General features: G+C 46.9%; 28 protein-coding genes. 23 read left to right on the top strand and 5 right to left on the bottom strand.

Annotation, left to right across the window (positions count from 1 at the left end; translation table 11 throughout):
* Positions 1-432: 432 nt before the first annotated feature.
* The 4 genes from ACR32F_RS21240 (at position 433) to ACR32F_RS21225 (ending at position 5476) form a co-directional block, all read left to right on the top strand.
* Complete coding sequence (locus tag ACR32F_RS21240) at positions 433-2406, top strand: AraC family transcriptional regulator (RefSeq protein WP_440110503.1); 1974 nt, start codon at positions 433-435, stop codon at positions 2404-2406.
* 154 nt (positions 2407-2560) lie between these two features.
* Entirely contained in the window at positions 2561-3598 is a 1038-nt protein-coding gene (locus ACR32F_RS21235; RefSeq protein ID WP_440110501.1) for an NAD(P)/FAD-dependent oxidoreductase, read from the top strand.
* 211 nt (positions 3599-3809) lie between these two features.
* Positions 3810-4457 (top strand): hypothetical protein, encoded by a 648-nt coding sequence (locus ACR32F_RS21230; protein ID WP_440110499.1) that lies wholly within the window; start codon positions 3810-3812, stop codon positions 4455-4457.
* A gap of 542 nt (positions 4458-4999) precedes the next feature.
* Entirely contained in the window at positions 5000-5476 is a 477-nt protein-coding gene (locus tag ACR32F_RS21225) for a hypothetical protein (RefSeq protein WP_440110497.1), read from the top strand.
* Positions 5477-5687: 211 nt separating this feature from the next.
* Here the strand turns inward: ACR32F_RS21225 and ACR32F_RS21220 are convergent, their stop codons facing one another.
* Positions 5688-6281, bottom strand: coding sequence for a thymidine kinase (locus ACR32F_RS21220; protein ID WP_440110495.1), 594 nt, complete (start codon positions 6279-6281; stop codon positions 5688-5690).
* A 179-nt stretch (positions 6282-6460) separates the two neighbouring features.
* On the opposite strand from ACR32F_RS21220, the gene ACR32F_RS21215 reads away from it, so the two are divergent.
* On the top strand, positions 6461-6673 hold the full coding sequence (locus ACR32F_RS21215) for a hypothetical protein (protein ID WP_440110493.1): 213 nt from the start codon (positions 6461-6463) through the stop codon (positions 6671-6673).
* An 8-nt stretch (positions 6674-6681) separates the two neighbouring features.
* Here the strand turns inward: ACR32F_RS21215 and ACR32F_RS21210 are convergent, their stop codons facing one another.
* Complete coding sequence (locus ACR32F_RS21210) at positions 6682-7029, bottom strand: potassium channel family protein (protein WP_440110491.1); 348 nt, start codon at positions 7027-7029, stop codon at positions 6682-6684.
* Between the two features lie 192 nt (positions 7030-7221).
* The gene (locus tag ACR32F_RS21205) at positions 7222-7539 is read right to left on the bottom strand and encodes a DUF2627 domain-containing protein (protein WP_440110489.1); all 318 of its coding nucleotides are present in this window, start codon (positions 7537-7539) and stop codon (positions 7222-7224) included.
* Between the two features lie 231 nt (positions 7540-7770).
* Between ACR32F_RS21205 and lpdA the strand changes: the two genes are divergently transcribed.
* The 5 genes from lpdA to lipB all read left to right on the top strand — a co-directional run bounded on the left by lpdA (position 7771) and on the right by lipB (position 13748).
* Positions 7771-9195 carry a dihydrolipoyl dehydrogenase gene (gene lpdA / locus ACR32F_RS21200; protein ID WP_440110487.1) on the top strand — a complete coding sequence of 475 codons (1425 nt, stop codon included), beginning with the start codon at positions 7771-7773 and terminating at the stop codon, positions 9193-9195.
* A 139-nt stretch (positions 9196-9334) separates the two neighbouring features.
* On the top strand, positions 9335-10363 hold the full coding sequence (locus ACR32F_RS21195) for a thiamine pyrophosphate-dependent dehydrogenase E1 component subunit alpha (protein WP_440110485.1): 1029 nt from the start codon (positions 9335-9337) through the stop codon (positions 10361-10363).
* Between the two features lie 2 nt (positions 10364-10365).
* Complete coding sequence (locus ACR32F_RS21190; RefSeq protein WP_440110483.1) at positions 10366-11352, top strand: alpha-ketoacid dehydrogenase subunit beta; 987 nt, start codon at positions 10366-10368, stop codon at positions 11350-11352.
* A 48-nt stretch (positions 11353-11400) separates the two neighbouring features.
* Positions 11401-12867, top strand: a complete 1467-nt coding sequence (locus tag ACR32F_RS21185) for a dihydrolipoamide acetyltransferase family protein (RefSeq protein WP_440110481.1) — start codon at positions 11401-11403, stop codon at positions 12865-12867.
* A gap of 173 nt (positions 12868-13040) precedes the next feature.
* Positions 13041-13748 carry a lipoyl(octanoyl) transferase LipB gene (gene lipB, locus ACR32F_RS21180; protein ID WP_440110479.1) on the top strand — a complete coding sequence of 236 codons (708 nt, stop codon included), beginning with the start codon at positions 13041-13043 and terminating at the stop codon, positions 13746-13748.
* A 26-nt stretch (positions 13749-13774) separates the two neighbouring features.
* Here lipB and prli42 read toward each other — a convergent pair whose 3' ends face one another.
* Positions 13775-13876, bottom strand: coding sequence for a stressosome-associated protein Prli42 (prli42, locus tag ACR32F_RS21175; protein ID WP_017687624.1), 102 nt, complete (start codon positions 13874-13876; stop codon positions 13775-13777).
* A gap of 82 nt (positions 13877-13958) precedes the next feature.
* Here prli42 and ACR32F_RS21170 point away from each other — a divergent pair, with 82 nt between their 5' ends.
* A complete protein-coding gene (locus tag ACR32F_RS21170; RefSeq protein WP_440110476.1) occupies positions 13959-15092 on the top strand; it encodes a M20/M25/M40 family metallo-hydrolase in 1134 nt (377 codons plus the stop codon).
* A gap of 138 nt (positions 15093-15230) precedes the next feature.
* Here the strand turns inward: ACR32F_RS21170 and ACR32F_RS21165 are convergent, their stop codons facing one another.
* Complete coding sequence (locus tag ACR32F_RS21165; RefSeq protein ID WP_440110474.1) at positions 15231-15365, bottom strand: Z-ring formation inhibitor MciZ; 135 nt, start codon at positions 15363-15365, stop codon at positions 15231-15233.
* A gap of 351 nt (positions 15366-15716) precedes the next feature.
* Here ACR32F_RS21165 and ACR32F_RS21160 point away from each other — a divergent pair, with 351 nt between their 5' ends.
* From ACR32F_RS21160 to ACR32F_RS21105, 12 genes are all read left to right on the top strand, one after another.
* The gene (locus tag ACR32F_RS21160) at positions 15717-16292 is read left to right on the top strand and encodes an NUDIX domain-containing protein (protein WP_440110472.1); all 576 of its coding nucleotides are present in this window, start codon (positions 15717-15719) and stop codon (positions 16290-16292) included.
* A gap of 2 nt (positions 16293-16294) precedes the next feature.
* The gene (locus ACR32F_RS21155) at positions 16295-17512 is read left to right on the top strand and encodes an endonuclease Q family protein (protein WP_440110470.1); all 1218 of its coding nucleotides are present in this window, start codon (positions 16295-16297) and stop codon (positions 17510-17512) included.
* A gap of 178 nt (positions 17513-17690) precedes the next feature.
* A complete protein-coding gene (gene spoIIM, locus ACR32F_RS21150) occupies positions 17691-18320 on the top strand; it encodes a stage II sporulation protein M (RefSeq protein ID WP_440110468.1) in 630 nt (209 codons plus the stop codon).
* Between the two features lie 107 nt (positions 18321-18427).
* Positions 18428-18895: a ferric iron uptake transcriptional regulator gene (gene fur, locus ACR32F_RS21145; protein WP_440110466.1), complete on the top strand. Its 468-nt coding sequence runs from the start codon at positions 18428-18430 to the stop codon at positions 18893-18895.
* A gap of 157 nt (positions 18896-19052) precedes the next feature.
* Positions 19053-19295, top strand: coding sequence for a DUF4227 family protein (locus ACR32F_RS21140; protein WP_440110464.1), 243 nt, complete (start codon positions 19053-19055; stop codon positions 19293-19295).
* A gap of 74 nt (positions 19296-19369) precedes the next feature.
* Positions 19370-20260 carry a tyrosine recombinase gene (locus ACR32F_RS21135; RefSeq protein WP_440110462.1) on the top strand — a complete coding sequence of 297 codons (891 nt, stop codon included), beginning with the start codon at positions 19370-19372 and terminating at the stop codon, positions 20258-20260.
* Positions 20261-20451: 191 nt separating this feature from the next.
* Positions 20452-21276 (top strand): purine-nucleoside phosphorylase, encoded by an 825-nt coding sequence (locus tag ACR32F_RS21130; RefSeq protein ID WP_440110460.1) that lies wholly within the window; start codon positions 20452-20454, stop codon positions 21274-21276.
* 271 nt (positions 21277-21547) lie between these two features.
* On the top strand, positions 21548-22669 hold the full coding sequence (locus tag ACR32F_RS21125; RefSeq protein WP_440119966.1) for a D-alanyl-D-alanine carboxypeptidase family protein: 1122 nt from the start codon (positions 21548-21550) through the stop codon (positions 22667-22669).
* Between the two features lie 141 nt (positions 22670-22810).
* Complete coding sequence (gene spoIIAA, locus ACR32F_RS21120; RefSeq protein WP_036663380.1) at positions 22811-23164, top strand: anti-sigma F factor antagonist; 354 nt, start codon at positions 22811-22813, stop codon at positions 23162-23164.
* A complete protein-coding gene (gene spoIIAB, locus ACR32F_RS21115; protein ID WP_036672324.1) occupies positions 23161-23616 on the top strand; it encodes an anti-sigma F factor in 456 nt (151 codons plus the stop codon). Before spoIIAA ends, spoIIAB begins: the two co-directional genes overlap by 4 nt.
* 14 nt (positions 23617-23630) lie before the next feature.
* Complete coding sequence (gene sigF, locus ACR32F_RS21110; protein WP_405170074.1) at positions 23631-24386, top strand: RNA polymerase sporulation sigma factor SigF; 756 nt, start codon at positions 23631-23633, stop codon at positions 24384-24386.
* A 480-nt stretch (positions 24387-24866) separates the two neighbouring features.
* Positions 24867-25343: a DUF6790 family protein gene (locus ACR32F_RS21105; RefSeq protein WP_440110457.1), complete on the top strand. Its 477-nt coding sequence runs from the start codon at positions 24867-24869 to the stop codon at positions 25341-25343.
* Positions 25344-25369: the final 26 nt, after the last annotated feature.

The following is a 25369-nucleotide window of genomic DNA, read 5'->3' as shown; positions in this document are numbered from 1 at the left end:
CAAAATAGCTTATTTCGGCAAAGTACGAAACAAAGAGAAAGCTGCTGAAAAATAAACGAATCGAGTGCACGTTGAGTTGATGAAATCCGGTCCTGTTCCAAATTACTGTTGATAATGAAAATTATTATCATCTATAATGAAAGGAATATGATTGAACCTCTGGAATGCATCACTTATAGAGGTTGTTCAAAAAGTCCGCTTTTGATTACGAAGGATGCCTAGTGGCATCATCAGCATCGAATATGGAATTCAGCCGAAATGTCCGTTGCTCACGTAGTTTTCTCTACGCTCCGCTACTCCATTTCTAGCTTCATCCCATCTTCTCGGTACTGAAAACCGGTCTTTTTGAACACGTACTTATAGGGTGGTTTGCAGATTGATGACCTTTGCAAGGTCTGTCTTCCGGGGAAGATGGGGATTGGAGAGTATTCAATGCAATTAGATGAACAGATGAAATGTTGGAATCACGCCGCTGTTAAGATTCTGGATATACGCCGAATCGTCATGGAGGCGGGGGAGATTTTAGAATCTTACTCGTTGCCAGCGAACGGTTTTATGTATACGGTTCGTGGTTCGGGTGTCCTCAAGCTGGATGGACAGGCTCACGAAGCCGAGCGATTTTGTATTCTTCATGGTGGAAAAGGATCCGTATTGGATATTCAGGCGCACGAAGAGTTTGAATATGTACTGCTGTACTACAGGGCTTTCCTAGCTTTTCCAAGTCATCGCAAAACAAGGCGGTTGGGGCAGTATCAGGTTGCTCCATTCTCCTTACAATATGCATTTACACCAAGCAATCCACTTGCCTTGTTACGTTATCTTGGTGAGCTGGAGAAAGCATGGGTTCAGGCAGGGAGTCTGGATCTGCTTCATGTGAAAAGCTTGTTTTACCAATTTATCCATGAACTGATGCTTCAGCTGGTAGAGCAGGAGATCCAAACCGAGCTTCCAGACCCTGTAAAACAAACACTTCGTTACATACAGGATCATTATAGGGAACAGGTATCTCTGGATTTTTTGGCGGAACAATTCAATTACAGCTCCCGTCATTTATCGATGCAATTTAAACGCAAGACGGGCCACAGTCCCATTGATTATCTAATTCAAACCAGACTGACCAAGGCTCGGAGTCTGCTTGCACGTTCTGATGCAACAATGAGCGAAATCGCAGCAGAAGTAGGTTATTCGGATGTATATTATTTCAGTCGCATTTTCAAAAAACATGTAGGTCTGTCCCCTACGCTTTACCAGCAAAAGGTAAGAGATCAGAGCTTAACAGAGGATCGTCCATTGCAAGTCTCCGAATCGTCCATTGGCTGGAGATGGAAGCAAGGATATATTGATTATGAGAATCATTATCAATATATAGACGGAGGGTCTACACGAATGAAAAGAAGAAAAACAAGTTCCAGCATGATTATGGTTGCATTATTGAGCATAACGATGCTCCTTGCAGCATGCTCTTCAGGTACAGCAACAACACCAACAACTGGCGAAGGAACGGGTGCCAGTTCCAATAACGGTAGTACAGCAGTGTCATCGGGCACGGGAAGCCAGACGAACAAAGACAATGAAACACGAACTGTCTCAACGGTAAAGGGCGATGTTGTTGTTCCAGCGAACCCCAAACGGGTTGTTGTGTTGTATCTCCAGGGTGATGTCGTGGCACTTGGAATTAAGCCAATCGCTACCTCAGAAGTATTCAACGGGGCTGCATACAAGGGTGAGCTTGAAGGTGTAAATTCACTGGGCACCTGGTTTGAACCGAATCCTGAAGCTGTCATTGACCTTGATCCGGATCTGATCATTGTTCCTTCAGAAGAGACGTATACATTATTAAAGGATATCGCACCTACGGTATATATTCCATACGAGAAAATGACAACAGAAGAAAGACTCCAGAGTATAGCGAGTATTTTTGGCAAAGAACAGGAAGCCGAAACGTTAATCACTAATCTCAACAGCAAAGTTGAAGAGAGCAAGAAAACACTAGCAGATGCAGGCATATTGGACAAAACGGTTTCCATTGTGGAGGGCGGTTTGAAAAGTATGGTCGTTGTAGAGAGCAAGCAATATGGCCGAGGATCTCAGGCACTATATGAATACTTGGGCATGAAAGCACCTGAAGTAGTGCAGAAAAAAATTGATGTGGTTTCGGAAGCGGGAGGCTCCAACTTATCCATGGAAGTACTGCCTGAATATATCGGAGACTACGTGTTTCGTTCGGTGTATGAAGGGGCAGATAACCTTACGGATGATCCAATATGGAGTAGCATACCGGCTGTCAAGGAAGGCCGTCTAATCGAGATTGACTTTGAATTCTTCTATTATTCCGATATCTATTCAGTCAACAAACAAATCGATTTCGTTGTCGAGCATTTATTAGCAGCTTCCAGAGTGAAATAGTTCGGGATATATCTGATAGAAGTTTTGTATAAGAAATGTTTGAATTTTAGCCATTGTAATTTGATAAGTTTCCCATTAGACTAGAAATTGAGTGATAATGAGAATCGATATCAAATAGCCGAGCACTTCGGGTTTAACTTATGGAGGTAACTAGATGGATCAGCATTTGGAATTATATGATGTAACCATTATCGGTGGGGGACCTGCTGGCATGTACTCTGCCTTTTATAGCGGGATGCGTGATATGAAGACTAAGTTGATTGAGGCGCGGGACAAATTGGGCGGTCGCATGCTCTTTTATCCAGAGAAAATGATCTGGGACGTTGGTGGTGTAACTCCAATCCTCTGTGAAGATTTGATCAAACAATTGGAGGAGCAAGCAAGAACGTTTGATCCTACTATTGTGTTTGAACAGCAGATCGAAGGATTTGAGCGTCAGCCTGACGGTACAATTCTGCTGACATCGGCAACAGGAGAACAACACTGGACACGTACTGTCATATTGGCGATTGGTTACGGTATATATAAAATGGCAAAACTGGAGCTTGAAGGTGCTGACCGTTATGAAGTTACTAACTTGCATTATACGGTACAGGAGCTTGAGCCATTCCGTGGTAAACGTGTACTGATCTCTGGCGGAGGTGACTCCGCTGTGGACTGGGCGAATGAGCTTGAAGCATTGGCAGAGCAAGTGACGGTTGTGCATCGTCGTGACCGCTTTGGCGGACTGGAACGCAATGTACTGCGCATGAGAGAATCCTCTGTGGATATCCGTACACCGTACGCAGTGGATACCTTGCACAGTCTGAGTGGTGAAGTCATCGAACAGGTGACGATTTCACACGTGGAGACAGGCGAAAGTGAAGTGCTTGAAGTGGATGCAATCATCGTTAACCACGGCATGAAGAGTGATTTTGGACCGATCCGTGATTGGGGACTGGATCTTGGTGAATGGCATGTGAGCACGACAGAGAAACTGCAAACGAACATTCCCGGCGTTTTTGCCGCAGGAGACTTTGTGGATTATGGCAGCAAGCTGTATCTGATCGCTGGTACTTTCACGGATGCAGCGCTCGCCGTAAACAGTGCGAAGCTTTACATGGACCCTGAGGCGGATAAAGTAGCTTATGTGTCTTCACATAACAGCCGTTTCAAGGAGAAAAACAAGGCACTTGGTGTTGTAGAAGAATAAGGAACGATGATTTGGATTGAATATCATGGAAGTGGCTTCGGGTTGATCCCGAAGCCACTTTTTTGCATAGAGTTGGTATGAAGATGTTAACTATGCACAACATATAATGAATACTGAAATTGAACATACACCATCAACTGTCTATAATAAGCCTTGAGATGCGAGATAAAACATCAAGAAACGTCAAATAGATCAGAGTGGAGTGCAGGGTATGAAAAATAGTTTGGAGCGTGTTTTCACATTCATTCGTCGCTTTACAGCTAAAGGCCCCAAGAAGAAACGAATCAAATGGTCCGAACTCTATCTTGGGCTTGCGGGTACACTACACCGATGGTTGGTGGAAGGACGTCGTGTACGTTCTGCAGCAAAGAGGTTGCAGCAGGATTTACCTATTACACTCCTGGGACAGATGAAGCTGGAACCAGGGGATATTGTGTATACACCAAGCTCGGAATCGACCTATTACGCCGGGCATATGGGGATTATTGGACTCGACGGCAAAGTGTATCATGTGCACCCTTACGGACCGGTATTTGCGGATTCACTGGACTGGTATATCACCCGCTTCTATGAGGGGGATCGATTCATTGTATTCCGTTCCAGACTGAATCAGGCAGGGCAGAAGGCCGCGGAATGGGTACAGGAACATTATCTGCAGGTGAAATTCTACCGTTTGCAAACGAATCTGCACAGTATTGAACGTAATTATTGCTCCAAATTTGTATATCAGGCATATCAGTTTACATCCGGACTGGATCTATGGAGTCGCAGGTTTGCTAAGCTGAATCAGGGTTATATCTATCCGTTTCGAATTGAGCGCTCACCGGTGCTGGAAGTTCTCGGTACATTTTATAAATAAATAAGGTACAACCGACGCTTATTCTGTTCTTTTACAAGAAAGAGGAGTATGTTCTGTCGGTTTTTTTTTATATGTGTAGAGATTATATACAGGAAAAAGGCTCAAAACGTCGAATAGATTCATGAGATAGACATGCACAACTTGGAATCGTATACATAACCATTGCAGGGTCATTCTTTGCCGAAGACATCAAAAATTAGCTCCTAAGCAGGCAAACAAGGAAGTGTGAGAAAGAGATGAAATGGCTGGGCTTCTTACGCAGAGTCAGACCGAGTACAAACGTAGTAAAGTTATCGGACTACACTCCCAAGAAAGAAAGGAGGAACCATTGTTCCATTTGCAACAAAAAAGTTGAATCCGTAGTGTATTATGCGACTTCCCAGGGAAATGTTACAGGTGTATGCAGATATTGTAAATCGTTGGCAGAGCAACGCGGAATGTTGCCCATTTAATCATGAGGAGAGACGCTCAGGAAATAACATTACTTTGATTTATGAGCGTTTTTGTAGTACATTAGCAAATGTATTCGAAGGAGGATTCTAATGTACTCAGGTAGACAAGACGATACTTTATACATCATGACCTACACCTTAAACAGCGGTATCAAGGGTACGGTTCCACTGTCTAATAAGCAGATTATTGAGTGGCTGGATTGCTACAGAAATGAGAAGCGCTTCGTGACCGAAATCGGCAAGGAGTTTTTTGGATTGAATGCAGGATTGGTGGCAGATTTCAAGGTTCAAAATCATTTATCGGATTATCAGCAGACGATTATGCCTACACAGCAGCAGGATAACCTGGAACGTTTGTCCAGTGCTTATAAATCAACCGAAATATTGATGAAGATTGATTGTAAATGTGGCACGGCTTATGTGACAGAATCTCCATACAAGCGCACCAAATGGTACTGCACAAAGTGTAAAGAAATTTTATTTTTGGATGCCAAAAAAGGAATGGTAGAAACGTCGCGTGGTGACGCTTACTACATGACCAACAAATATTTTGTTTCCCGGGACTAGCGGGAGATGACGATTGGAAAGCATCGCTACGAGGCGGTGCTTTTTTGTGTGCCAAGAGATAGCTAAGAGCGGAAAAAGAGTAGTGACTCGTTTAAAAGTAACCAAAGTAAAAAAAAGCCCTTAAGGGCTTTTCTTTGAGATCTCTGGGACTTGTAGCGACAAATACCGCCCTAACAGAACCTATAGATTGCATTCTACGTTGAGAGCTGGTTCAGCATTCAACTTTGTGAGGAGGAATGAAACAGCAACGGCAGCGTGGCTCGTAAGCTTCTGAATCGCCGATCATGACAACCGGACCGAGGGTAACAGGCTCTCCATTAACGATACGCTGGGTGAATGCCGCGTCCGGGCTTCCACATACCGCGCAGAATGCCGAGAGTTTCTCGATGTCATCTGCCATAGCGAGCAAACCGCCCACATATCCGAATTCCTTGCCACGATAATCCATATTAAGTCCATCCACAATAACATGTTTGCCACAATAGGCGAGCTCGGAGATCAGCTCCATGATGGCGCTACTGAAGAATTGAACTTCATCAAATGCAACAACATCAGCATCTTTAGTCTGAGCGAAGATCATCTCAACGGATTCCGGGGTCAATTGCCGGGGAATGGAATGGGCAGGCAGGCGGTAGCCGATTCGGCTAACGATCTCGTCCTGGGCAAACCGATTATCTTCAGCAGGTTTGTAAGCAACGACCTTTTTACGGCCGAATTGAATTAATTTCTGACAACGGCGAATGAGTTCACCGGATTTTTCACTAAACATAGGTCCTGTAATTACGGTAATACGTCCTGTTTGCACGGTGCTGCTACTCCTCTCACATACGGGATTCAACAAAAAAAGCGACCATTACAGAGTACCACAAAATCTTTGGTAAGAGCCAGAACTAATCTATGCAGCTTTGTGTTACTATATGGAATGTTAAGGCGTTGGTTACGGCAGTGGATTAACCAGGTGTCGATTGAAAAGAGGTGTTAACGATGAGTGAAGCATTATCCGAATTACAGGAGAGATATGAACGGTTGAAAGGACAGGCTGTTCTCGATGAAACTGCGCAGGCATTGATTGCAGATCTGTTCGCAGAGGTGGAGCGACTACAAGCCAGTAACCTGACTTTGCGCAGAACGATTCTGAAGTCTTCTTCCAAAGAGTCACGCATGTCTACCAAGCTGCGGGATGCATTGTACGAATAACCCGGAGATTACTCCGGGTTCTCTTCTGTCTTTAATTTACGCGGAAATAGAATACCTGCTGTAATTCTGGCAATCATGGCAAAGGTCAGGCCGATGCCTGCAAACATGTAAATGACGGTGAACGCTTTGCTAAATCCGGTGGATGGCACAAATTCAGGATGTCCCACCGTGGTTAGTGTAACAGCGCAGAAGTATAGTGCATCAATCCAGTGCAGGCCTTCAACTCGGCTGTAAAATAAGGTGCCCGAAAGCAGCGTTGCCGCAGTCAAGGCAAACAGCGCCAGAAACTGGGGGTCTTTGAACGCATGAAAAATACCTTTGAGCAGTCTTTTCAGCGTAATTAAAAAAGATATCATGATGATCCATCCTGTCTATGTAAAAGTATCGGCATTTCGCATGAAGAGATTTGAATCGATCTTCAGCATTTATGCAAAATGTTCGTTTGAATAAATAAGCATTATACCTGATCGTGCACCGTTTAGAAAGGGAAGTGATCCAGCTTATGTGGCGGTGCATACAGAGCCGTATAAACGACAAAAAGCCCGGACTCAGGAAGTCCTTCCGGGCGGATCTGTCTTTTCGGATACACCTTTGGACCGGAAACGGGGTCCTACATAATTACGCTTGCGATCACGGAACAGAATCCAGCCTCCCAGGAAGCTCATGCCTGCGGCAAACAGGACAAGCCCTCCGCCGAAGGAAAGCCACTGAAAACCCGGTGAGATTTGCTCGTTCCCATGCTCGGCATAATAGAGGAAAAGAGCGTCTTTCATCATCAGAAAACCCTTCATTGCCATTAAACCGGGAATGACCAGAACAACGATTGCCATAAATCGAGCAAAGACCAATCTAGTATTCATTACCATTAAACTCCTTCTGCCTGAAGTTGACGTAAAATAAAGGTTGCGTTTACAGGTCATGCCTGATTCCATCATAGCTTGGATTCTATAGGCTGTCCATGCGTGAATGAACAAACTTTGAGTTGACTGCTTAAGGAGAGTACAATGGAATATAGAGGGTATGTACAAAACAAGAGTTATTCTGATTATTATCTTACAAATAGTTTGAAATCATATCGATAGAGGAGAACAGAAAAGATGCCAATTACATGTGATGTTGCCATTCTTGGAGGCGGGACCGGAGGATACGTTGCCGCGATCCGTGCTGCACAGTTGGGGAAACAAGTCGTAATTATCGAGAAGGATAAGCTGGGGGGCACCTGTTTGCATCGCGGCTGTATTCCAAGTAAGGCACTGCTGAGAAGTGCGGAAGTGTACGCTGAGATTCAGGAGAGCGAAACGTATGGCATTGAAACCGCAGGAGCAACACTCGTGTTCCCCAAGGTACAGGCGCGTAAGGATGCAATTGTGGAGCAGTTACATCAGGGCGTTCAGTATTTGATGAAAAAAAATAAAATTCAGGTGGTACACGCCAATGGGCGCGTCATCGGTCCCTCTATTTTCTCGCCTCAGAGCGGAGCGGTAGCTGTTGAGTTTGAAGATGGCGAGATGGATACGGTTGTGCCAACAAACCTCATTATTGCTACAGGTTCACGTCCACGCGTACTGCCTGGTCTGGAGCCAGACGGCCGATATATTATGACCAGTGACGAGGCCCTGCGGATGGACGAACTTCCTGCATCGATCATCATTGTTGGTGGTGGTGTGATTGGCCTGGAGTGGGCTTCCATGCTGAATGATTTTGGCGTAGAAGTTACGGTTGTCGAAGCAGCCGCTCACGTATTGCCGGCAGAGGATGAAGATGTTGCGAAGGAGATGCAGCGATTGCTCGGCAAACGTGGTGTTCGCTTTCTGACAGGAGCCAGTGTTCTGACTGAGACATATAGCGTTGAGAAAGGCAGCATTCGGATTGATGTTCAGCTAGGCGACGAGAAGCAAGAGACGCTGAAAGCAGACAAAATGCTCGTATCGGTTGGACGTCAGGCCAATGTCGAAAATATCGGACTTGAAAATACGGATATCAAACTCGACCGTGGCTTCATCGCGGTGAACAAACATTTGCAAACCGGTGAGGGGCATATTTATGCCATTGGTGATTGCATCGGCGGATTGCAGCTTGCGCATGCTGCGAGTCATGAAGGCATTCTGGCTGTGAATCATCTGGCGGGTGAAACGGTGCACGCTGTCGAATCCCATCGTATTCCACGCTGTGTATACACACGCCCGGAGGCGGCAAGCATTGGGTTCACCGAGCGGGAAGCCAAAGAGCGCGGTCACGAAATCAAAACAGGCAAGTTCCCGTTTCAGGCGATTGGAAAATCGTTGGTTCATGGAAATCGTGATGGATTCGTGAAGGTAATTGCCGATGCCAAAACGAATGATATATTGGGTGTACATATGATTGGTACCCATGTGACGGAACTGATTGCGGAGGCTTCTCTGGCTCAGATGCTGGATGCCACTCCATGGGAAGTCGGACAGACGATTCATCCTCACCCATCTCTATCGGAAATCATGGGTGAAGCCATGCTGGCGGTTGATGGAAAAGCGATTGGAATGTAAGCCAAACAGGCTTATGAGAAAGGTCCTTTCCTTTTTTGGCGAAAAGGGATTATAATAAGGTTAAGCCAAGTCTTAGTACCAGGTTATAAGATCGGGTAGTAAGACTGGCATAGGCTCTGATTAAAAGGAGGTACCTCATATGAGTTCACAAGGTACTGCAGATGCGGTCCACCGGCATGAACAGCTGGGACTTAGCGATGGTGAAGTATTGGATATGTACAAATACATGCTGTTGGCACGTAAATTCGACGAGCGTTGCTTGTTGTTGCAGCGGGCCGGCAAAATTAACTTTCACGTATCCGGAGTAGGCCAGGAGGCTGCACAGGTAGGCGCGGCCTTTGGTCTGGACCGGAATCACGATTATTACTTACCGTATTACCGCGATTACGGATTTGTACTGGCGGTAGGCATGACTCCGCGTGAGTTGATGCTGTCTGCTTTTGCGAAGGCGGAAGATCCAAATAGTGGCGGGCGGCAAATGCCGGGTCACTTTGGTCACAAAAAGCTGCGGATTGTTACGGGCTCCAGCCCGGTTACAACACAGGTTCCGCACGCTGTAGGATTTGCACTGGCTGCCAAAATGCAGAAGAAAGAATTTGTTTCCTTTGTTACTTTTGGAGAAGGGTCAAGCAACCAGGGAGATTTCCACGAAGGTGCCAATTTTGCAGGTGTTCATAAGCTTCCTGTAATTATCATGTGTGAGAACAATCAGTATGCGATTTCGGTACCGATTCACAAACAGTTGAGCGGCAAAATATCCGATCGTGCACTAGGATACGGGTTCCCCGGAATCCGTGTAGACGGAAACGATGCGTTAGAAGTATATGCAGCGGTGAAGGAAGCTCGTCGCCGTGCCATAGCTGGGGAAGGCCCGACACTTATTGAAGCAATGATGTATCGGTTGTCACCTCATTCCACTTCCGACAATGATCTGGCTTACCGGACCAAAGAAGAAGTTGAGGAGAACTGGAAGAAAGATGGCGTGCCTCGCATGAAGAACTATTTGATTGATTGCGGCATCTGGGACGAAGCCCGGGATGCGGATCTGGCTTCCCAACTTGCGCTGGAAATGAAAGAAGCAACTGAATATGCAGACAACGCGCCATATCCGAAACCTGAGGACACTCTGACTCACGTCTATGCGGACAGCGAAGAAGGGGGACGGTAACGATGGCAGTAATGGAATATATTGATGCAATCCGTCTCGCGATGAAAGAAGAGATGGAGCGAGATGAAAATGTCTTTATTCTTGGTGAAGACGTAGGTCTCAAAGGTGGTGTGTTTACCACAACTAAAGGTTTGCAAGATCAGTTTGGCGAAATGCGGGTGATGGACACGCCTTTGTCTGAATCCGCTATTGCAGGTGTTGCCATTGGTGCTGCGATGTACGGCATGAAGCCGATTGCCGAAATGCAATATTCGGACTTCATGCTGCCGGCAACGAACCAGATCATTAGTGAAGCGGCGAAAATTCGCTATCGCTCCAACAATGACTGGAGTTGCCCGATTGTTATCCGCGCGCCGATTGGTGGCGGGATCTTCGGTGGGCTGTATCACTCGCAATGCCCAGAATCGATCTTCTTTGGCACACCTGGTCTGAAAATTGTAGCTCCCTACTCGGCATACGATGCCAAGGGATTGCTCAAAGCAGCGATTCGTGACCCGGACCCGGTTCTCTTTTTTGAGAACAAAAAATGTTACAAGCTGATTAAGGAAGATGTGCCAGAGGATGATTACATCGTTCCGATTGGTAAAGCCAATGTACTTCGTGAAGGTGCTGATATTACGGTTATTGGCTACAGCCAACCGCTGCATTTCGTGATGCAGGCTGCGGAGGAGCTGGAACGCGAAGAGGGTATTACAGCTCATGTTCTGGATCTGCGCACATTGCAGCCGCTCGATCGTGACGCCATTATTGCTTCTGCTCGTCTGACAGGAAAAGTGCTGATCGTGCACGAAGATAATAAAACTGGTGGTGTAGGTGCCGAAGTTGCGGCAATCATCAGTGAAGAATGTTTGTTTGAACTGGATGCGCCGATTCAGCGTCTCTGCGGACCGGATGTGCCGGCAATGCCTATCAGCCCAACATTGGAGAAATTCTATATGCTGAGCAAGGACAAAGCTAAGGCAGCAATGCGCACACTCGCCGAGTTTTAATTTCGTTTTTTTGGATCGTTTAAAAGTAAAGTTTGGAGTGATAATCAAATGGCTGAACGTATGAAATGGATCGAGGTCATTATGCCGCAATTGGCGGAATCGCTGGTCTCGGCTACCATAGGCAAATGGTTGAAAAAACCGGGCGACCGTGTGGAACAGTACGAGCCGATCTGTGAAGTAATAACCGATAAAGTTAATGCCGAAATCCCATCAACGGTTGATGGGGTTATGGGTGATCTTTTGGTGGAAGAGGGCACAACGATTGCTGTTGGTGAAGCAATCTGCCGCATGCAGGTTGCTGCTTCTAATGAAGAAATGGCAGAGCAAGTCACACAAGCCCCTCAGCAACACAATGGTGACCATGGACATGTACAGCAAGGTACGAATTACGCATCTGCTACAGGTGCAGTGAGCACAGTTGGACATGACTCCAATCAGCCGATGCGTAATCGGTACTCCCCGGCAGTGCAATCCTTGGCAGCGGAGCATGGTCTGAACTTGCAAAGCATCCAGGGCACTGGGGCAGGCGGTCGGATTACACGCAAGGATGTGCTGGCATTTGTTGCACAGGGAGGTAACTCGGCCGGATCGTCTGCGTCTGCACAAGCATCATCTGCAGCAGTACAGCATGCGCCTTCTGGCGTGCCGTCTGCTTCTCCATTCAGCGGAGTGAATCGGGGCAATGGAGAACTCGGCTTATCTACGGGTGAAAATGTCCGGGCGGCTGATGCAGGTGTTCCTGTGAGACATTCCGGTATTCATCTGACCGAAAGTCCGAAAATCCCGCAAATCGAAGTGGAAGGTGGCGGACAGGGAAGATCGGAATATTTCATTGATGTTACCCCTGTGCGTAATGCCATTGCTCGTAATATGCGTCAAAGCGTATCGGAAATCCCGCATGCGTGGACGATGATTGAAGTGGACGTAACCAATCTGGTGATGCTTCGTAACAAACTCAAGGATGAGTTCAAGCGTAAAGAAGGTATCAATCTGACGTATCTGTCCTTCATGATGAAGGGCGTCGTTAATGCGATCAAAGATTATCCGATCATGAACTCGGTCTGGGCTGTTGACAAAATTATTGTCAAACGGGATATCAACCTGTCCATGGCGGTAGGAACCGAAGATTCTGTACTGACACCCGTGATCAAACATGCCGATCAGCGAAACATTGCGGGTCTGGCCCGTGAAGTGGATGAGCTGGCACGCAAAACACGTGAAGGTACATTGAAGCTGGATCATATGCAGGGCGGTACGTTTACGGTGAACAACACGGGTTCGTTTGGTTCGATTCTGTCGCAGCCGATCATTAACTATCCGCAGGCCGCGATTCTTACGTTTGAATCGATCGTGAAGAAGCCGGTAGTCATTAACGACATGATCGCCGTTCGTTCGATGGCTAACCTGTGTTTGTCACTGGATCATCGTATTTTGGATGGCGTGATCAGTGGACGTTTCTTACAACGTGTCAAAGAAAACCTCGAAGGTTACACGATGGACACCAAGGTGTATTAAGCAGGCATTTTGCATCCATATCCGTGAGCGCGTTTGATCACGAATGAGGCAAAACGTTTTGAATAGATGAAGGATGGGAAAGTGTATGCGCCGTAGGCCGTACACTTTTCCATCTGTTTTCAATTAATGCTCCTAATTCATTGAAAATTGAAGCAGAAGGGTGTGGAGGAATCATGAACAAGCCGCTGGATGTTGCATACATACCGATGCTTGATTATGAAGAGGCTTGGAACCGCCAGAAAGCGATTGTACAGCAACTGGATGAGGGTGAAGGAGCGGAACAGATGTTATTGCTCCAGCATCCGCCAACGTATACGATCGGTTCACAGAATCACCCGGAGCATCTGCTACTCAGCCAGGATGAACTACGGGAACAAGGCATCTCCTTGTTTCAAATTGATCGCGGCGGTGATATTACTTATCATGGCCCAGGCCAGCTGGTAGGTTACCCGTTACTGGTTATCGGAAGGGATGAAGCCTTGGATTTACATGGCTATTTGCGCAGTCTGGAGCAGATGATCATGGATTATTTGGCTGATCAGGGAATCGAGGCGGGACGTAAAGATGCCTACACGGGTGTATGGATTGGTGACATGAAAATTGCTGCCATTGGGGTGAAATTCAATCGATGCAAGCATCGGCGCGGTTTCGTGACGAGTCACGGGTTTGCTTTTAATGTGACCTCCGGCATCCAGCATGCGGGTTTTCAGGGGATTGTCCCTTGTGGTATCGAACAGTACGGTGTGACGTCACTTGAGGATATTACAGGCAAGAGCTACACTGTGGAACAGGTGGCGCAAGATATTGTTCCGTACTTCAACCGAATTTTCCCTTATGAGATCACCTGGATAACAGAAAAAGAAGCCCTTCACCGTCTGTGAAACAGACAGTCAAAGACTTCGGGTGTCTATCCGAACAGTAAAGGTTCGAGCGCGATGAAAAGGGTGGACCCAATCATGGCGATCAGCATGAGATAGATGATGATTTTGAACCATTTCTTCTTTTGCATGATGAGAGAACTCCTTTCAACATAAAGTAAACAAGCCATAGTAATTGTATTGTACCGTATCCACGAGAGGGAGGAAAGCCTTATGATTAAGCAGCAGCGTGTCATTGACCAGTTTATGGAACTGGTGCAGATTGACAGTGAAACGAAGAATGAACAGAACATCTCCAACGTGTTAAAAGAACAGTTTGCCCAGCTGGGTCTCAGTGTAGTGGAGGACGATACGATGGAGAAAACCGGACATGGTGCCGGAAACCTCGTCATTACCTGGGAAGCCGAAGGAACAGAAGGGGTTGCACCTATCTTTTTCACATGTCATATGGATACCGTAACGCCAGGACAGGGCATTAAGCCTGAGTTGGGTGAAGACGGGTGGATTCGCAGTGACGGGACGACGATTCTGGGTGCAGATGACAAGGCAGGTATTGCCACTCTGTTTGAAGCGATTCGTGCCATCCAGGAGAACAAGATACCACATGGTAAGATTCAATTTGTCATTACGGTTGGTGAAGAGTCGGGCCTGGTAGGCGCGCGTGCCATGAATCCGAAGGATATCGAAGCGGAGTTTGGCTATGCGCTTGATTCCAACGGAGCCGTAGGCACGATCTGTGTTGCTGCACCAGCGAGAGCGGAAATTCAAATGAGTATCTATGGAAAGTCTGCACATGCGGGAGTGAACCCCGAAGATGGCATCAGCGCAATCCAGGTGGCTGCCAAAGCAATTGCGGCAATGAAGCTGGGACGAATCGATGATGAGACGACGGCGAACATTGGCAAATTCCAGGGCGGATCAGCACTGAACGTTGTCTGTGATTTTGTGCAGATCGAAGCTGAAGCCCGCAGTATTGTACAGGAGAAGGTGGAGCTGCAAATTGCCGAGATGCGTGAAGCACTGGAAACGACGTGCCGCAAGTACGGTGCAACGGCTGAATTCCGCAGTGAGATCTTGTATCCTGCATTTGGTTTCCACGATGAACATGAAGTTGTACAGCTTGCACAGCGTGCCATCCGCAGCTTGGGACTGGAGACCAACACGTTTGCTTCCGGTGGCGGCAGTGATGCGAACATATTCAATGGATTTAATATCCCTACGGTCAACCTGGCAGTGGGCTATGAAGACATCCATACGACAAAAGAACGCATTCGTGCCGAAGACATTGTGAAGCTATCCCAGGTTGTTGTGGCTATTATTCAGGAAACAGCTTCGGACAAGAATTAAAGGTGTAGCAGGCGAAGCGTGCGGTCTTGCTTCCATCCTGTAATTGAAAAGTCCGAACTCGGTCTGTACCCGATTCGGACTTTTTGCTCATTAATGTTATATTTTATAGGAGGTCTGAACATAAACAGGGACTATATTTTATTTGCGTCCAGCGAGCATTTCGCTTAATTTGGCATCTGGGCCCCATTCACGCAGCCATTGTTTGAGTATGAGCTGTACCTGTCGGGCTTGTCCTACCACATGTACGGATTGCGGTGTCAAATAACTGTTCATTTGGTATCCCCCTGATCGTTTTATATTTTGGTTTGATGCCTATAGGCTCACCATATGCCAAAAAACAGAGGTTTATACGTATGATTAAAATAAAAGAATATATAAGTTCGATTAAACATTTACACGATAACGGAGAGGACAGAAATAATCTGAAAAAGCGGAGCTACAAGCTTTCTGCAAGAAAGCTACTTCGTAAGCGTAATCTCGCCTTTATCCCCGGATTTTCCCCTTTAAAAAGGGAATCAAAAAATCTGGGGATAACAGCGATTGGAAGGTTGTTCTGTCATCGGAGTGCCAGTGTAAATAATCATTAGTTGAACGTATATAGATAGAACTGGAGATGAAATGTAAATGAACCCAACGAATCCGATTCACCCAACCAATCCGAAGCTCGATGAAGAGACAATATCCACCCAGCCCATCTTTGAAGGTAAAGTAATCTCCCTTCAGGTCGACACTGTCAAACTGCCCAACGGACAGACGGCAACCCGTGAAATTATCCGCCACCCTGGAGCGGTAGCCGTTCTTGCTCTGAACGGAGACCGTATGGTGGTGGTAGATCAGTATCGTCAGGCCATGGGGCGTACCGAAGTGGAGATTCCAGCGGGCAAGCTTGATCCGGGAGAAGAGCCCGAGATTGCGGCAGCACGTGAATTACGGGAAGAGACTGGTTATGTAGCCAAGTCACTGCGGCATCTGCGTTCGTTTTACACTTCACCGGGGTTTGCGGATGAGATCATCCACTTGTACATTGTTGAGGAATTGGAAGCAGGAGAAATGGCTTTGGATGAAGACGAGTTCCTGGAAGTATCCGAGATCACTATAGAAGAAGCTTATAAGCTGATGGATGAGAACCGAATTAGTGATGCCAAAACGATGATGGCCGTGTATGCGTGGGATCTCTACAGAACAACAGGACGGTTTTAGCTATGAATGAACAACTGGCAGCGACCGCCGTGTGGGAGCCCTGCTATGCAGACCTGCATATTCACATTGGACGAACTTCGCGGGGTGAAGCGGTTAAAATCAGTGGCAGTCGGGATCTGACATTTGAGAATATCGCTCGTGAAGCTTCTGACCGCAAGGGAATTCATCTGCTTGGCGTTATTGATTGTCATTCCCCAGTTGTACAGATGGATATCGAGCAGTTGCTGGACAATGGTACCATGTCGGAGCTTAAGGGCGGAGGCATTGCGTATCAGGACACAACGATCCTGCTGGGTACGGAACTGGAATTGCGCGAACCGGAAATGCGGGAATTCCATATGCTTGCTTACTTCCGTGATCTGCACACGATGAAGTCCTTCACGGACTGGATGAAACGGTATATGAAAAATGTGAACCTTAGTTCTCAGCGAGTCTATGTACCCGCTCTGGAGATGCAGGCCGAGATTAAGGCCCGGGGTGGACTTATTGTGCCTGCACATGTTTTTACACCTCACAAAGGTATATACGGTAGTACAGCACCACGTATGGCTGATGTACTGGATACGAATCTTATCGATGCTGTTGAGCTGGGATTAAGCTCAGATTCATCCATGGCCAGTTACATTCGTGAACTGGATCATGTCCCTTTTTTGACCAACTCTGATGCTCATTCTCTCGGTAAGATTGGACGAGAATATAATGAGCTGCAACTTGCTGCCCCTTCATTTGATGAATTCAGCATGGCGCTCAAGGGACAGGAAGGCAGAAGCATTACAGCCAACTACGGTTTGAATCCGAGACTTGGTAAATATCACCGCACGTATTGTGCATCCTGTGGAAGCATTATGGACGAGCAGGCCATGTCAGCCGAACGTTGTCCACACTGTGGCAGTTTGAAGTTGGTGCAGGGTGTACTAGACCGTATTCTGGCGATCTCTGATCGAGAGAGTCCCCATGTACCGGAGAACCGACCTGCGTATCACTTTCAGGTACCCCTGGAGTTCATCCCGGGACTGGGCAAGGCCAAGCTGCGCCAGTTGCTGGACCATTTTGGGACAGAAATGAACGTATTGCATCGCACCAGTGAAGGCGAGCTCGCAGCGGTTGTTGGGCCTGTACTGGCAGAGTTTATCGTTGCGGCGCGGAATGGTCAATTGGCGTTGTCTTCTGGCGGTGGAGGTACTTACGGAAAGGTGTCCAGCAAGGAAAGATCGGAGTAGAGAGTCTGGGTTAAGCTCATAAGGCGAGATGGAATAAGTTGGAACTGGAATGTGTTGCATGAGGGAGAACCAATCAGGACAAGAAGTCATACGAGTGCGTTCCGGTTCATAAGAATGACTATGAGGATTTCAACGGAGATCCTGCAGCTTGATAACCGGAAAGGGGACCCGTACCTGTATGCGTTCTTCCTACTTTACTTTTAAAGGTCAAACCTCGTTATATGTATTCGTGGCTGTCTTGTTTCTGGTCGGCGTCATTTTTGGCGCCCTGATGGTCAATGCTTTGTCCCTCGAACAGCGTCAGGATCTTGAGGGATACCTAGGCAATTTTTTCATGACAGTACAGCATAGCGGACAGGTCGTTGAAACCGGAGCCTATTGGGATATCGCCATGCTTCATCTGAAATGGGTCGGTCTGATTTTTATTCTTGGCTTATCGGTCATCGGGCTACCGGGCATACTGGTGCTGGATTTTCTAAAAGGTGTGCTCATTGGTTTTACGGTAGGTTACCTTGTCGGACAGTACTCCTGGAAAGGGTTGCTGTTTGCACTGGTTTCAGTTGCACCGCATAATTTATTTGTTATTCCTGTGCTCCTGGTTTGCAGTGTATCGGCCATGACCTTCTCGTTATATATCATTCGGAATCGTGTATTAATGCAGCGGACGCCAGGTCGCCAAAGGCCCTTTGCTTCATATATGGTGCTGACTCTCGTTATGGCTGCACTGCTGTTAGGCGTTGCGTCTTTTGAAACTTGGGTGACACCTGCCATGATGCGCTGGGTCACGCCGATGCTGCTACCTGCGTAGCTTACATGTGAACGTGTAAATTGTTGACTTTAATTACGCACTCCCCCTATAATGAAAGAAGTGGGTTAAGTTGCAGTGTGCAGTGATTTCCTAGGGGGAGGGAGAAAATGGAAGCACGGATCGATAAAATTAAGCAGCAACTACAGTCCCAAGGATATAAATTAACGCCCCAGCGGGAAGCCACCGTGAGAGTACTTCTTGAGAATGAAGAAGATCATCTGAGTGCGGAAGACGTATTCATGCTCGTAAAAGAAAAGGCTCCCGAAATCGGTCTGGCAACCGTGTACCGTACCCTCGAACTGCTGAGTGAGCTGCATGTTGTAGAGAAAATCAACTTCGGCGACGGTGTAGCGCGTTATGATCTACGCGGAGATACATCCAAGCATCACCATCATCACTTAATCTGTGTTCAATGCGGAAGTATGGATGAAATACGTGAGGACTGGCTTGGACCGCTTGAAGAGCGTCTGGAGCGGGAATTTAACTTTTCGGTCGTAGATCACCGTCTGGATTTTCATGGGGTTTGTTATCGTTGCAAAGCTAAAAATGACCAGAAGCCCAAAGATGAAGAATAACATAGCATATCTTCAAGCTCTCACCGGCGGTTTTGACGGGAGAGCTTTTTTGGTACTACATGTGATGTGAGCTTTACCCTGAATGTCATATTTCTGTGTTTGTTGACATACCCTGATTCTAGATGAACCGGATTCGAATCAGGAGGGGGTACAACCCATGATCATATCACTGCGGAGAGGGCTCCGTTTTATTCGTTTTATCGTATTTTTTGCTGCATTAGTTTATCTGTTCTATCATGTCCTGGATTTGTTCAACGGCTGGATCTCGCCTGTGGACCAATATCAGATGCCAACAGGAAATGCGGTTAAAGTATTTCAGGAAACGGTTTGGCCAGGCAACGGGGAAGGACGTCCTTCAATGGCAGAGCGTCTTCGTTTATTCTATTGGTACGGGGAGTAGCTTGAACAGCCAGGGATGCAAATACGGAAGCAGGTTGCCTTTGTGGCAGTCCTGTCAGATGAGGAGCGTTGTGCATGAGACAGACGATACACGCCTATGCCTTATACTTGGAAGAGGATAAAGGGATGTCGAGCAGCACGCTGGAATCGTATCTTCGGGACGTGGACAAGTTCATCGAATTTGCGGATAAAGAATACGGTATCCGGGCAGCGGAGCAGGTGCGCCGGACTCATGTCATCCTGTTTATAGGTCAGCTGAAACAGGCAGGTCGTGCCAATGCAACCATTGCTCGCAGCGTGGTATCCCTGCGCTCCTATTTTCATTTTTTGATGCGGCGGGGTGACATTATCCAGGACCCTACGTTTGACGTTGAGGCTCCAAAAGCAGACAAAACACCACCACAGGTATTAACGATTCATGAGATTGAATTATTACTGGCAGCGCCTGATACACGTTCTCCGCAAGGCGTGCGCGACCGGGCCATGCTGGAACTGTTATATGCCACAGGCATTCGGGTCTCGGAGCTGATTGCGCTGGATGTTCGGGATGTACAACCAGGCATGCGCTTTATCCGCTGCGGTGGAGCGGGTAAAGAACGCATTCTGCCTATTGGGGCGCCAGCGGCACACTGGGCGAGTGTATATGTGGATGATTTTCGCAACCTGCTGATCAAAAAAGAGTCGGACGAGCAGGCACTTTTTGTCAACGTATCCGGCAGACGTTTAACCCGGCAGGGATTCTGGAAGCTGCTCAAAAAATCAGCGGTGGATGCAGGCATCTCGGGTGAAATTACGCCACATACGCTGCGACATTCGTTTGCCGCCCACCTGATTGCCAGTGGGGCAGATACACGTGCGGTTCAGGACATGCTCGGTCATGTGGAGCAACCAGGACAACAGTATGGCAATCATGGACGCAAAACGATGAAAGAGATCTATGAATCGCATCATCCGCGGGCAAGATAGTTGCTTAGTGAATGCAAATCTGCAAAAAAATGCGGAACATTAAGCCAAATTAGGATAAAATAAATTGAACACATCTAAACGCCGTTATACATAAGCATTTTGCATAAATTCAAAGAGCGTCTTTTCCAGTTGAATCGATTATGCAAAATGCGGATACAGACGGATCGTTTCAACTTAAGGGGGAACATCTTATGACAGCATTAAACCAACAGATGATTTTGGAAGCAGCATCCTACATTCAAAGCAAAAGCTCCATCAAGCCGGAAGTCGGTTTGATTTTGGGTTCAGGACTCGGCATTTTGGCAGAACTGATTGAAGATGGCGTAAGCATTGCTTATCAGGATATTCCGCATTTTCCGGTGTCCACAGTAGAAGGACATGAAGGTGAATTGCTGGTCGGAACGATCAAAGGTCGTCCGGTTGTCATGATGAAAGGGCGTTTCCACATGTACGAAGGATACGGTCCGGAACTGACGGCCTTCCCGGTACGTGTCATGAAAGAACTGGGAGTGACCTCCCTGCTTGTCACCAACGCAGCAGGTGGTGTAAATACCTCGTATGAGGCCGGTGACCTGATGCTGATCTCGGATCATCTGAATCTCACGGGCAAAAATCCATTGATCGGACCCAATGATTCTGCTCTGGGCGTACGCTTCCCGGATCTGTCTGAGGCTTACAGCCGTCGCCTGCGCGCACTGGCGAAGGATACGGCTGCATCACAAGGTTTTAACGTACGTGAGGGCGTGTACGCGGGTATGCTTGGTCCTAACTACGAGACACCAGCAGAGATCGTGATGCTGCGTACATTGGGTGCAGATGCAGTTGGCATGTCTACGGTGTCCGAAGTCATCGTGGCACGCCACGCTGGTCTGGAAGTGCTCGGTATTTCCTGTATCAGCAACATGGCTGCCGGAATACTGGATCAGCCGCTTTCGCATGATGAGGTTATGGAAACAACAGAGCGTGTTCGTGAATCGTTCCTGGCTCTTGTTCTGGCTGTTATTCCGCAAATGTAATAGGTAACACGTAAAAGAGGCAATCTACCCTGATGTACTATTCAGGTAGGTTGTCTTTTTGTATTTTGTCATGTTTTTTTGTTCTTGCCTCCTTTTTAAACAAAAAGTTCGGGAAATCATTCTTTACATGGAATAATTTACTTCAATCGGGCCGACAATGATTAGCAGTACATGCATTGACCATGCAGTAAGCAAGTCATTTGAGGAGGTAACCCTAGTGAAAAAACGAATAATGGCATCGTTCATGACCCTTTGTATCCTGCTGCCCCTAATGGCATCAACAGCGCTGGCTGAAGAAACACCCAAACCAGCGGGGGCAGCAGATTTAGCCCCGTCGGCACGCTCTGCCATTTTGATGGATGCAGATACGGGCACCGTTATTTATGAGAAAAACAGTCATGATCAGCTGCCTCCGGCGAGCATTACGAAGATTATGACCATGCTGCTCACCATCGAAGCGATCGATTCTGGCAAGTTGAAGCTAACCGATAAAGTGAGAACCAGTGAATATGCTGCGTCTATGGGTGGATCACAGATCTTTCTGGAGCCCGGGGAAGAAATGACGGTCGACGATATGTTAAAAGGGATCGCCATGGCTTCAGGCAACGATGCCTCTGTCGCCATGGCTGAGAAAATTGCTGGCTCGGAGGAAGCCTTTGTACAGCTAATGAATGAACGTGCGAAGGAGCTTGGCATGAAGGATACGCATTTTGCCAATTGTAATGGTCTGCCGGTCGAAAACCATTATTCTTCCGCCCATGACATTGCAGTCATGAGCCGTGAACTGCTGAAGCATTCCGGCATTACGAAATACACGGGGGCTTACCAGGATTATCTTCGCAAAGATACCAAAAAGCCTTTCTGGCTGGTGAATACGAATAAGCTGGTTCGTTTCTACACAGGAGCAGACGGGTTAAAGACGGGATATACTTCCGAGGCCAAGTTCTGTCTCTCGGCTACAGCGTCGAAGGACGGGCTACGTACGGTTGCGGTGGTACTCGGTGAGCCGAATACCAAAACACGGAACAGTGAAGTATCCTCGATGTTTGATTATGCTTTTGGTCAGTATACGATGAAAGCTCTGTACAAGTCAGGGGACCTGCTGGGTAGCTTGAAGATCGAAAAAGGGGAAGTTGCCGAACTGCCGCTGAATGCAACGCAAAATTATAGTGTGCTGATGCGCAAAGGTGCCAAATCGAATGATATCCGTCATGAATTGTTGATGGCGAAAGAAGTCAAGGCCCCAATCAAGGCCGGTCAGAGTGTTGGCAAGTTGGTTGTCTATCAGGGCAATGAAGTAGTCAAGGAATTCGACATACAGGCTCCTCAGGATGTGAACAAGGCTGGGTGGTGGAAGCTGTTCAAACGGACAACATCCAACCTGTTCGACTAGACGCGATTTACGCGATTGCACGCATCCTTTGAATATATTTTGTAGTTAAATAGGGGTTTTCTTCTAGTTTTGTCGGGGGGCAGGAAAAGCCTTCGGGTGCGTAGAAATCCTTGTTCAAGACAGGGAGGAGAGTGAGCAAACGTGAACTTGCATGTGGAAATGGAACATCACCGCGGGATTCTGATTGTGCGATTATCCGGGGAGCTGGATCACCATACAGCCGACATGGTACGGATGCAGATGGATGAAGCCATCCAGCGCAGACAATGCGAGCATCTGGTACTCAGCCTGAAAGATCTGCAATTTATGGACAGTTCGGGCCTGGGTGTCATTTTGGGAAGATATAAGCTCATTAAGAATAAAGGCGGCAAGATGGTTGTCTGTGATGTCAATCCGCCAGTGTATCGTTTGCTGGAAATGTCGGGGTTGTTCAAGATTATGCCGATTTACGAAAATGAGGGAACTGCTCTCTCAGGTCTGGAGGTCGTCTCATGAATGAAGGAACGGGGACAAATTTCATGAATCTGCAATTCGCGGCCAAGTCGGAGAACGAATCGTTTGCACGGGTCACCGTTGCTGCTTTCATCTCCCAGCTTGATCCAACGATGGATGAGCTCAGTGATCTGAAGACGGTTATTTCGGAAGCCGTGACGAACAGCATCATCCATGGGTATAACAACAATTCGGAAGGCGTTGTGTCCATCCAAGCTGAGATCCGGGAAGACATGATTACGATTATTGTAGAAGACCGCGGTGAAGGAATTGAAGATCTTGAACTGGCCAAGCAGCCGTTATATACGTCCAAACCCGAACTTGAGCGGTCGGGAATGGGTTTTACCATTATGGAAAACTTTATGGATGAATTCGAAGTCAGCAGTGAGCCCGGCAGAGGCACCTCCATCAAGATGAAGAAAAGGATTGAATCCAAGAAAGCATTGTATAATTAGGGGTTGGTGTTCTTATGGATGCTGAAGTGAAACCATCTTCACAGACCTATTTGGACGATGCCGAGGTCAAACGGCTGATTGCGCTCAGTCAGTCGGGTGACCATGTCTCACGGGATACGCTGGTGAACTGCAACATCAGACTCGTCTGGTCCGTCGTACAGCGTTTTATGAACAGGGGATATGATCCGGAGGATCTATTCCAGATTGGTTGTATCGGTCTGCTCAAGTCAGTGGACAAATTCGATCTCAGTTATGATGTGAAATTCTCGACGTACGCTGTTCCGATGATTATCGGAGAAATCCAGCGGTTCCTGCGGGATGACGGTACCTTGAAGGTCAGCCGTTCACTTAAGGAAATGGCGAATAAAGTCCGCAAAAAAAGGGACGAACTGTCCAAACATCTCGATCGTTTGCCAACGATCAAGGAAGTTGCCGCAGAACTGGGGGTAACCCCGGAGGAAGTGGTATTTGCCCAGGAAGCCAACAAACCGCCGACCTCCATTCATGAGACGGTGTTTGAGAATGATGGCGATCCCATCACATTGATGGATCAGATTGCTGACGAATCTCAGGAACGATGGTTTGACAAGCTGGCGCTGAATGAAGCGATTGGTGGCCTCAGTGAACGGGAAAGGCTGATTGTGTATCTCCGGTATTACCGGGATCAGACCCAATCCGAGGTCGCCAACAGGCTGGGTATATCCCAGGTACAGGTGTCACGGCTGGAGAAAAAAATACTTCAATCCATCCGCGACCAGATCGCACAGTAACAGATAGCTTGCAGACAATCATATTGGTGCTGAAGTACCAGAATACGACAACTAACAACCTTCTATCGCGCGATAAAGTGCGAGGGAGGTTATTTGTCGTTAGTCCGACAAGAGTCTATCTTTTCCACTAAAGAGAAACCTTTAAGCCTGAAAAAAAACAGGACAAGTAAAAAAATTGCCGGTAAATAAAACAGAATATCAACAGGTAGATTTCTTTGAGTTTAATATAGTAAAGCATTAAATCGTTATAATTTACATACCGGAACTTTTATTGAAAAAAATTACAGTAAAATGTATCTATTTACATTTCGCGATTATGAATGTTGTTATGGAGGTTATTCTATCATTCGACTGAATGCAACAAAATAAAAAAAATCCAAATAATTGACAAAAAAGAGGGTAGTTATATAATTGGCTTAGTTACAAGGAAGTGTTTTTAAATGAAAATTATCCCAAATTTGAAGAGAAGGTTGTGAAAAAATGTGGTTTTTAGTTCTTTGGTTGCTAGGACTTATATCAGGGGCGGTTCATCTGTATACGCTAGGCTTTCCTGGTGAGATGAGCGAAATCTCAAGAGTGTTGTTACTTCATCAGTTTGTGGTAACGTTTGGCCTCGTTGGAGTAATCGGGTATGTCGTGAATATCGCCAGAGCGGATCAAACGGCTAAAATGCTTGGCTGGCCAGGTGGACCTTTTCAAGTCAAATATGGATTCTCTCAAGTGGGTCTGGGAGTCATGGGAATCATGGCCATCTGGTTCCAGGGGAATTTTTGGGTAGGCGTGCTTGTTACGATGTATATCTATGGGTTGAGCGGGTTATGGTCTCATACGTATGTCATGATCAAAAATCGGAAGGCGGACGGCGATAGTATCGGAAATCTTATTATGGACATTGTCTATCAAACATTCATTACGGTACTCTCCATTCTGGCAGGCGGTATTTGGGTTATGCAGTAAAGTACTCAAGTATACATAGTTTCAGG

It is taken from the genome of Paenibacillus hebaui (assembly GCF_051934385.1).
GTDB lineage: Bacteria > Bacillota > Bacilli > Paenibacillales > Paenibacillaceae > Paenibacillus.
This window is presented reverse-complemented; position numbering and strand designations above follow the sequence as displayed.

Bases quoted from the DNA above. Each gene is read 5' to 3' on its own strand.
- lipB (WP_440110479.1), top strand. From the start codon at position 13,041: ATGAACAAGCCGCTGGATGTTGCATACATACCGATGCTTGATTATGAA.
- ACR32F_RS21165 (WP_440110474.1), bottom strand. From the start codon at position 15,365: ATGAACAGTTATTTGACACCGCAATCCGTACATGTGGTAGGACAAGCC.
- lpdA (WP_440110487.1), top strand. From the start codon at position 7,771: ATGCCAATTACATGTGATGTTGCCATTCTTGGAGGCGGGACCGGAGGA.
- sigF (WP_405170074.1), top strand. From the start codon at position 23,631: ATGGATGCTGAAGTGAAACCATCTTCACAGACCTATTTGGACGATGCC.
- ACR32F_RS21230 (WP_440110499.1), top strand. From the start codon at position 3,810: ATGAAAAATAGTTTGGAGCGTGTTTTCACATTCATTCGTCGCTTTACA.
- ACR32F_RS21135 (WP_440110462.1), top strand. From the start codon at position 19,370: ATGAGACAGACGATACACGCCTATGCCTTATACTTGGAAGAGGATAAA.
- ACR32F_RS21215 (WP_440110493.1), top strand. From the start codon at position 6,461: ATGAGTGAAGCATTATCCGAATTACAGGAGAGATATGAACGGTTGAAA.
- ACR32F_RS21205 (WP_440110489.1), bottom strand. From the start codon at position 7,539: ATGGTAATGAATACTAGATTGGTCTTTGCTCGATTTATGGCAATCGTT.
- spoIIM (WP_440110468.1), top strand. From the start codon at position 17,691: ATGCGTTCTTCCTACTTTACTTTTAAAGGTCAAACCTCGTTATATGTA.
- ACR32F_RS21185 (WP_440110481.1), top strand. From the start codon at position 11,401: ATGGCTGAACGTATGAAATGGATCGAGGTCATTATGCCGCAATTGGCG.
- prli42 (WP_017687624.1), bottom strand. From the start codon at position 13,876: ATGCAAAAGAAGAAATGGTTCAAAATCATCATCTATCTCATGCTGATC.
- ACR32F_RS21190 (WP_440110483.1), top strand. From the start codon at position 10,366: ATGGCAGTAATGGAATATATTGATGCAATCCGTCTCGCGATGAAAGAA.
- ACR32F_RS21155 (WP_440110470.1), top strand. From the start codon at position 16,295: ATGAATGAACAACTGGCAGCGACCGCCGTGTGGGAGCCCTGCTATGCA.
- ACR32F_RS21225 (WP_440110497.1), top strand. From the start codon at position 5,000: ATGTACTCAGGTAGACAAGACGATACTTTATACATCATGACCTACACC.
- ACR32F_RS21240 (WP_440110503.1), top strand. From the start codon at position 433: ATGCAATTAGATGAACAGATGAAATGTTGGAATCACGCCGCTGTTAAG.
- ACR32F_RS21125 (WP_440119966.1), top strand. From the start codon at position 21,548: ATGGCATCAACAGCGCTGGCTGAAGAAACACCCAAACCAGCGGGGGCA.
- fur (WP_440110466.1), top strand. From the start codon at position 18,428: ATGGAAGCACGGATCGATAAAATTAAGCAGCAACTACAGTCCCAAGGA.
- ACR32F_RS21105 (WP_440110457.1), top strand. From the start codon at position 24,867: ATGTGGTTTTTAGTTCTTTGGTTGCTAGGACTTATATCAGGGGCGGTT.
- ACR32F_RS21130 (WP_440110460.1), top strand. From the start codon at position 20,452: ATGACAGCATTAAACCAACAGATGATTTTGGAAGCAGCATCCTACATT.
- spoIIAB (WP_036672324.1), top strand. From the start codon at position 23,161: ATGAATGAAGGAACGGGGACAAATTTCATGAATCTGCAATTCGCGGCC.
- ACR32F_RS21160 (WP_440110472.1), top strand. From the start codon at position 15,717: ATGAACCCAACGAATCCGATTCACCCAACCAATCCGAAGCTCGATGAA.
- ACR32F_RS21140 (WP_440110464.1), top strand. From the start codon at position 19,053: ATGATCATATCACTGCGGAGAGGGCTCCGTTTTATTCGTTTTATCGTA.
- ACR32F_RS21195 (WP_440110485.1), top strand. From the start codon at position 9,335: ATGAGTTCACAAGGTACTGCAGATGCGGTCCACCGGCATGAACAGCTG.
- ACR32F_RS21170 (WP_440110476.1), top strand. From the start codon at position 13,959: ATGATTAAGCAGCAGCGTGTCATTGACCAGTTTATGGAACTGGTGCAG.
- ACR32F_RS21235 (WP_440110501.1), top strand. From the start codon at position 2,561: ATGGATCAGCATTTGGAATTATATGATGTAACCATTATCGGTGGGGGA.
- ACR32F_RS21210 (WP_440110491.1), bottom strand. From the start codon at position 7,029: ATGATATCTTTTTTAATTACGCTGAAAAGACTGCTCAAAGGTATTTTT.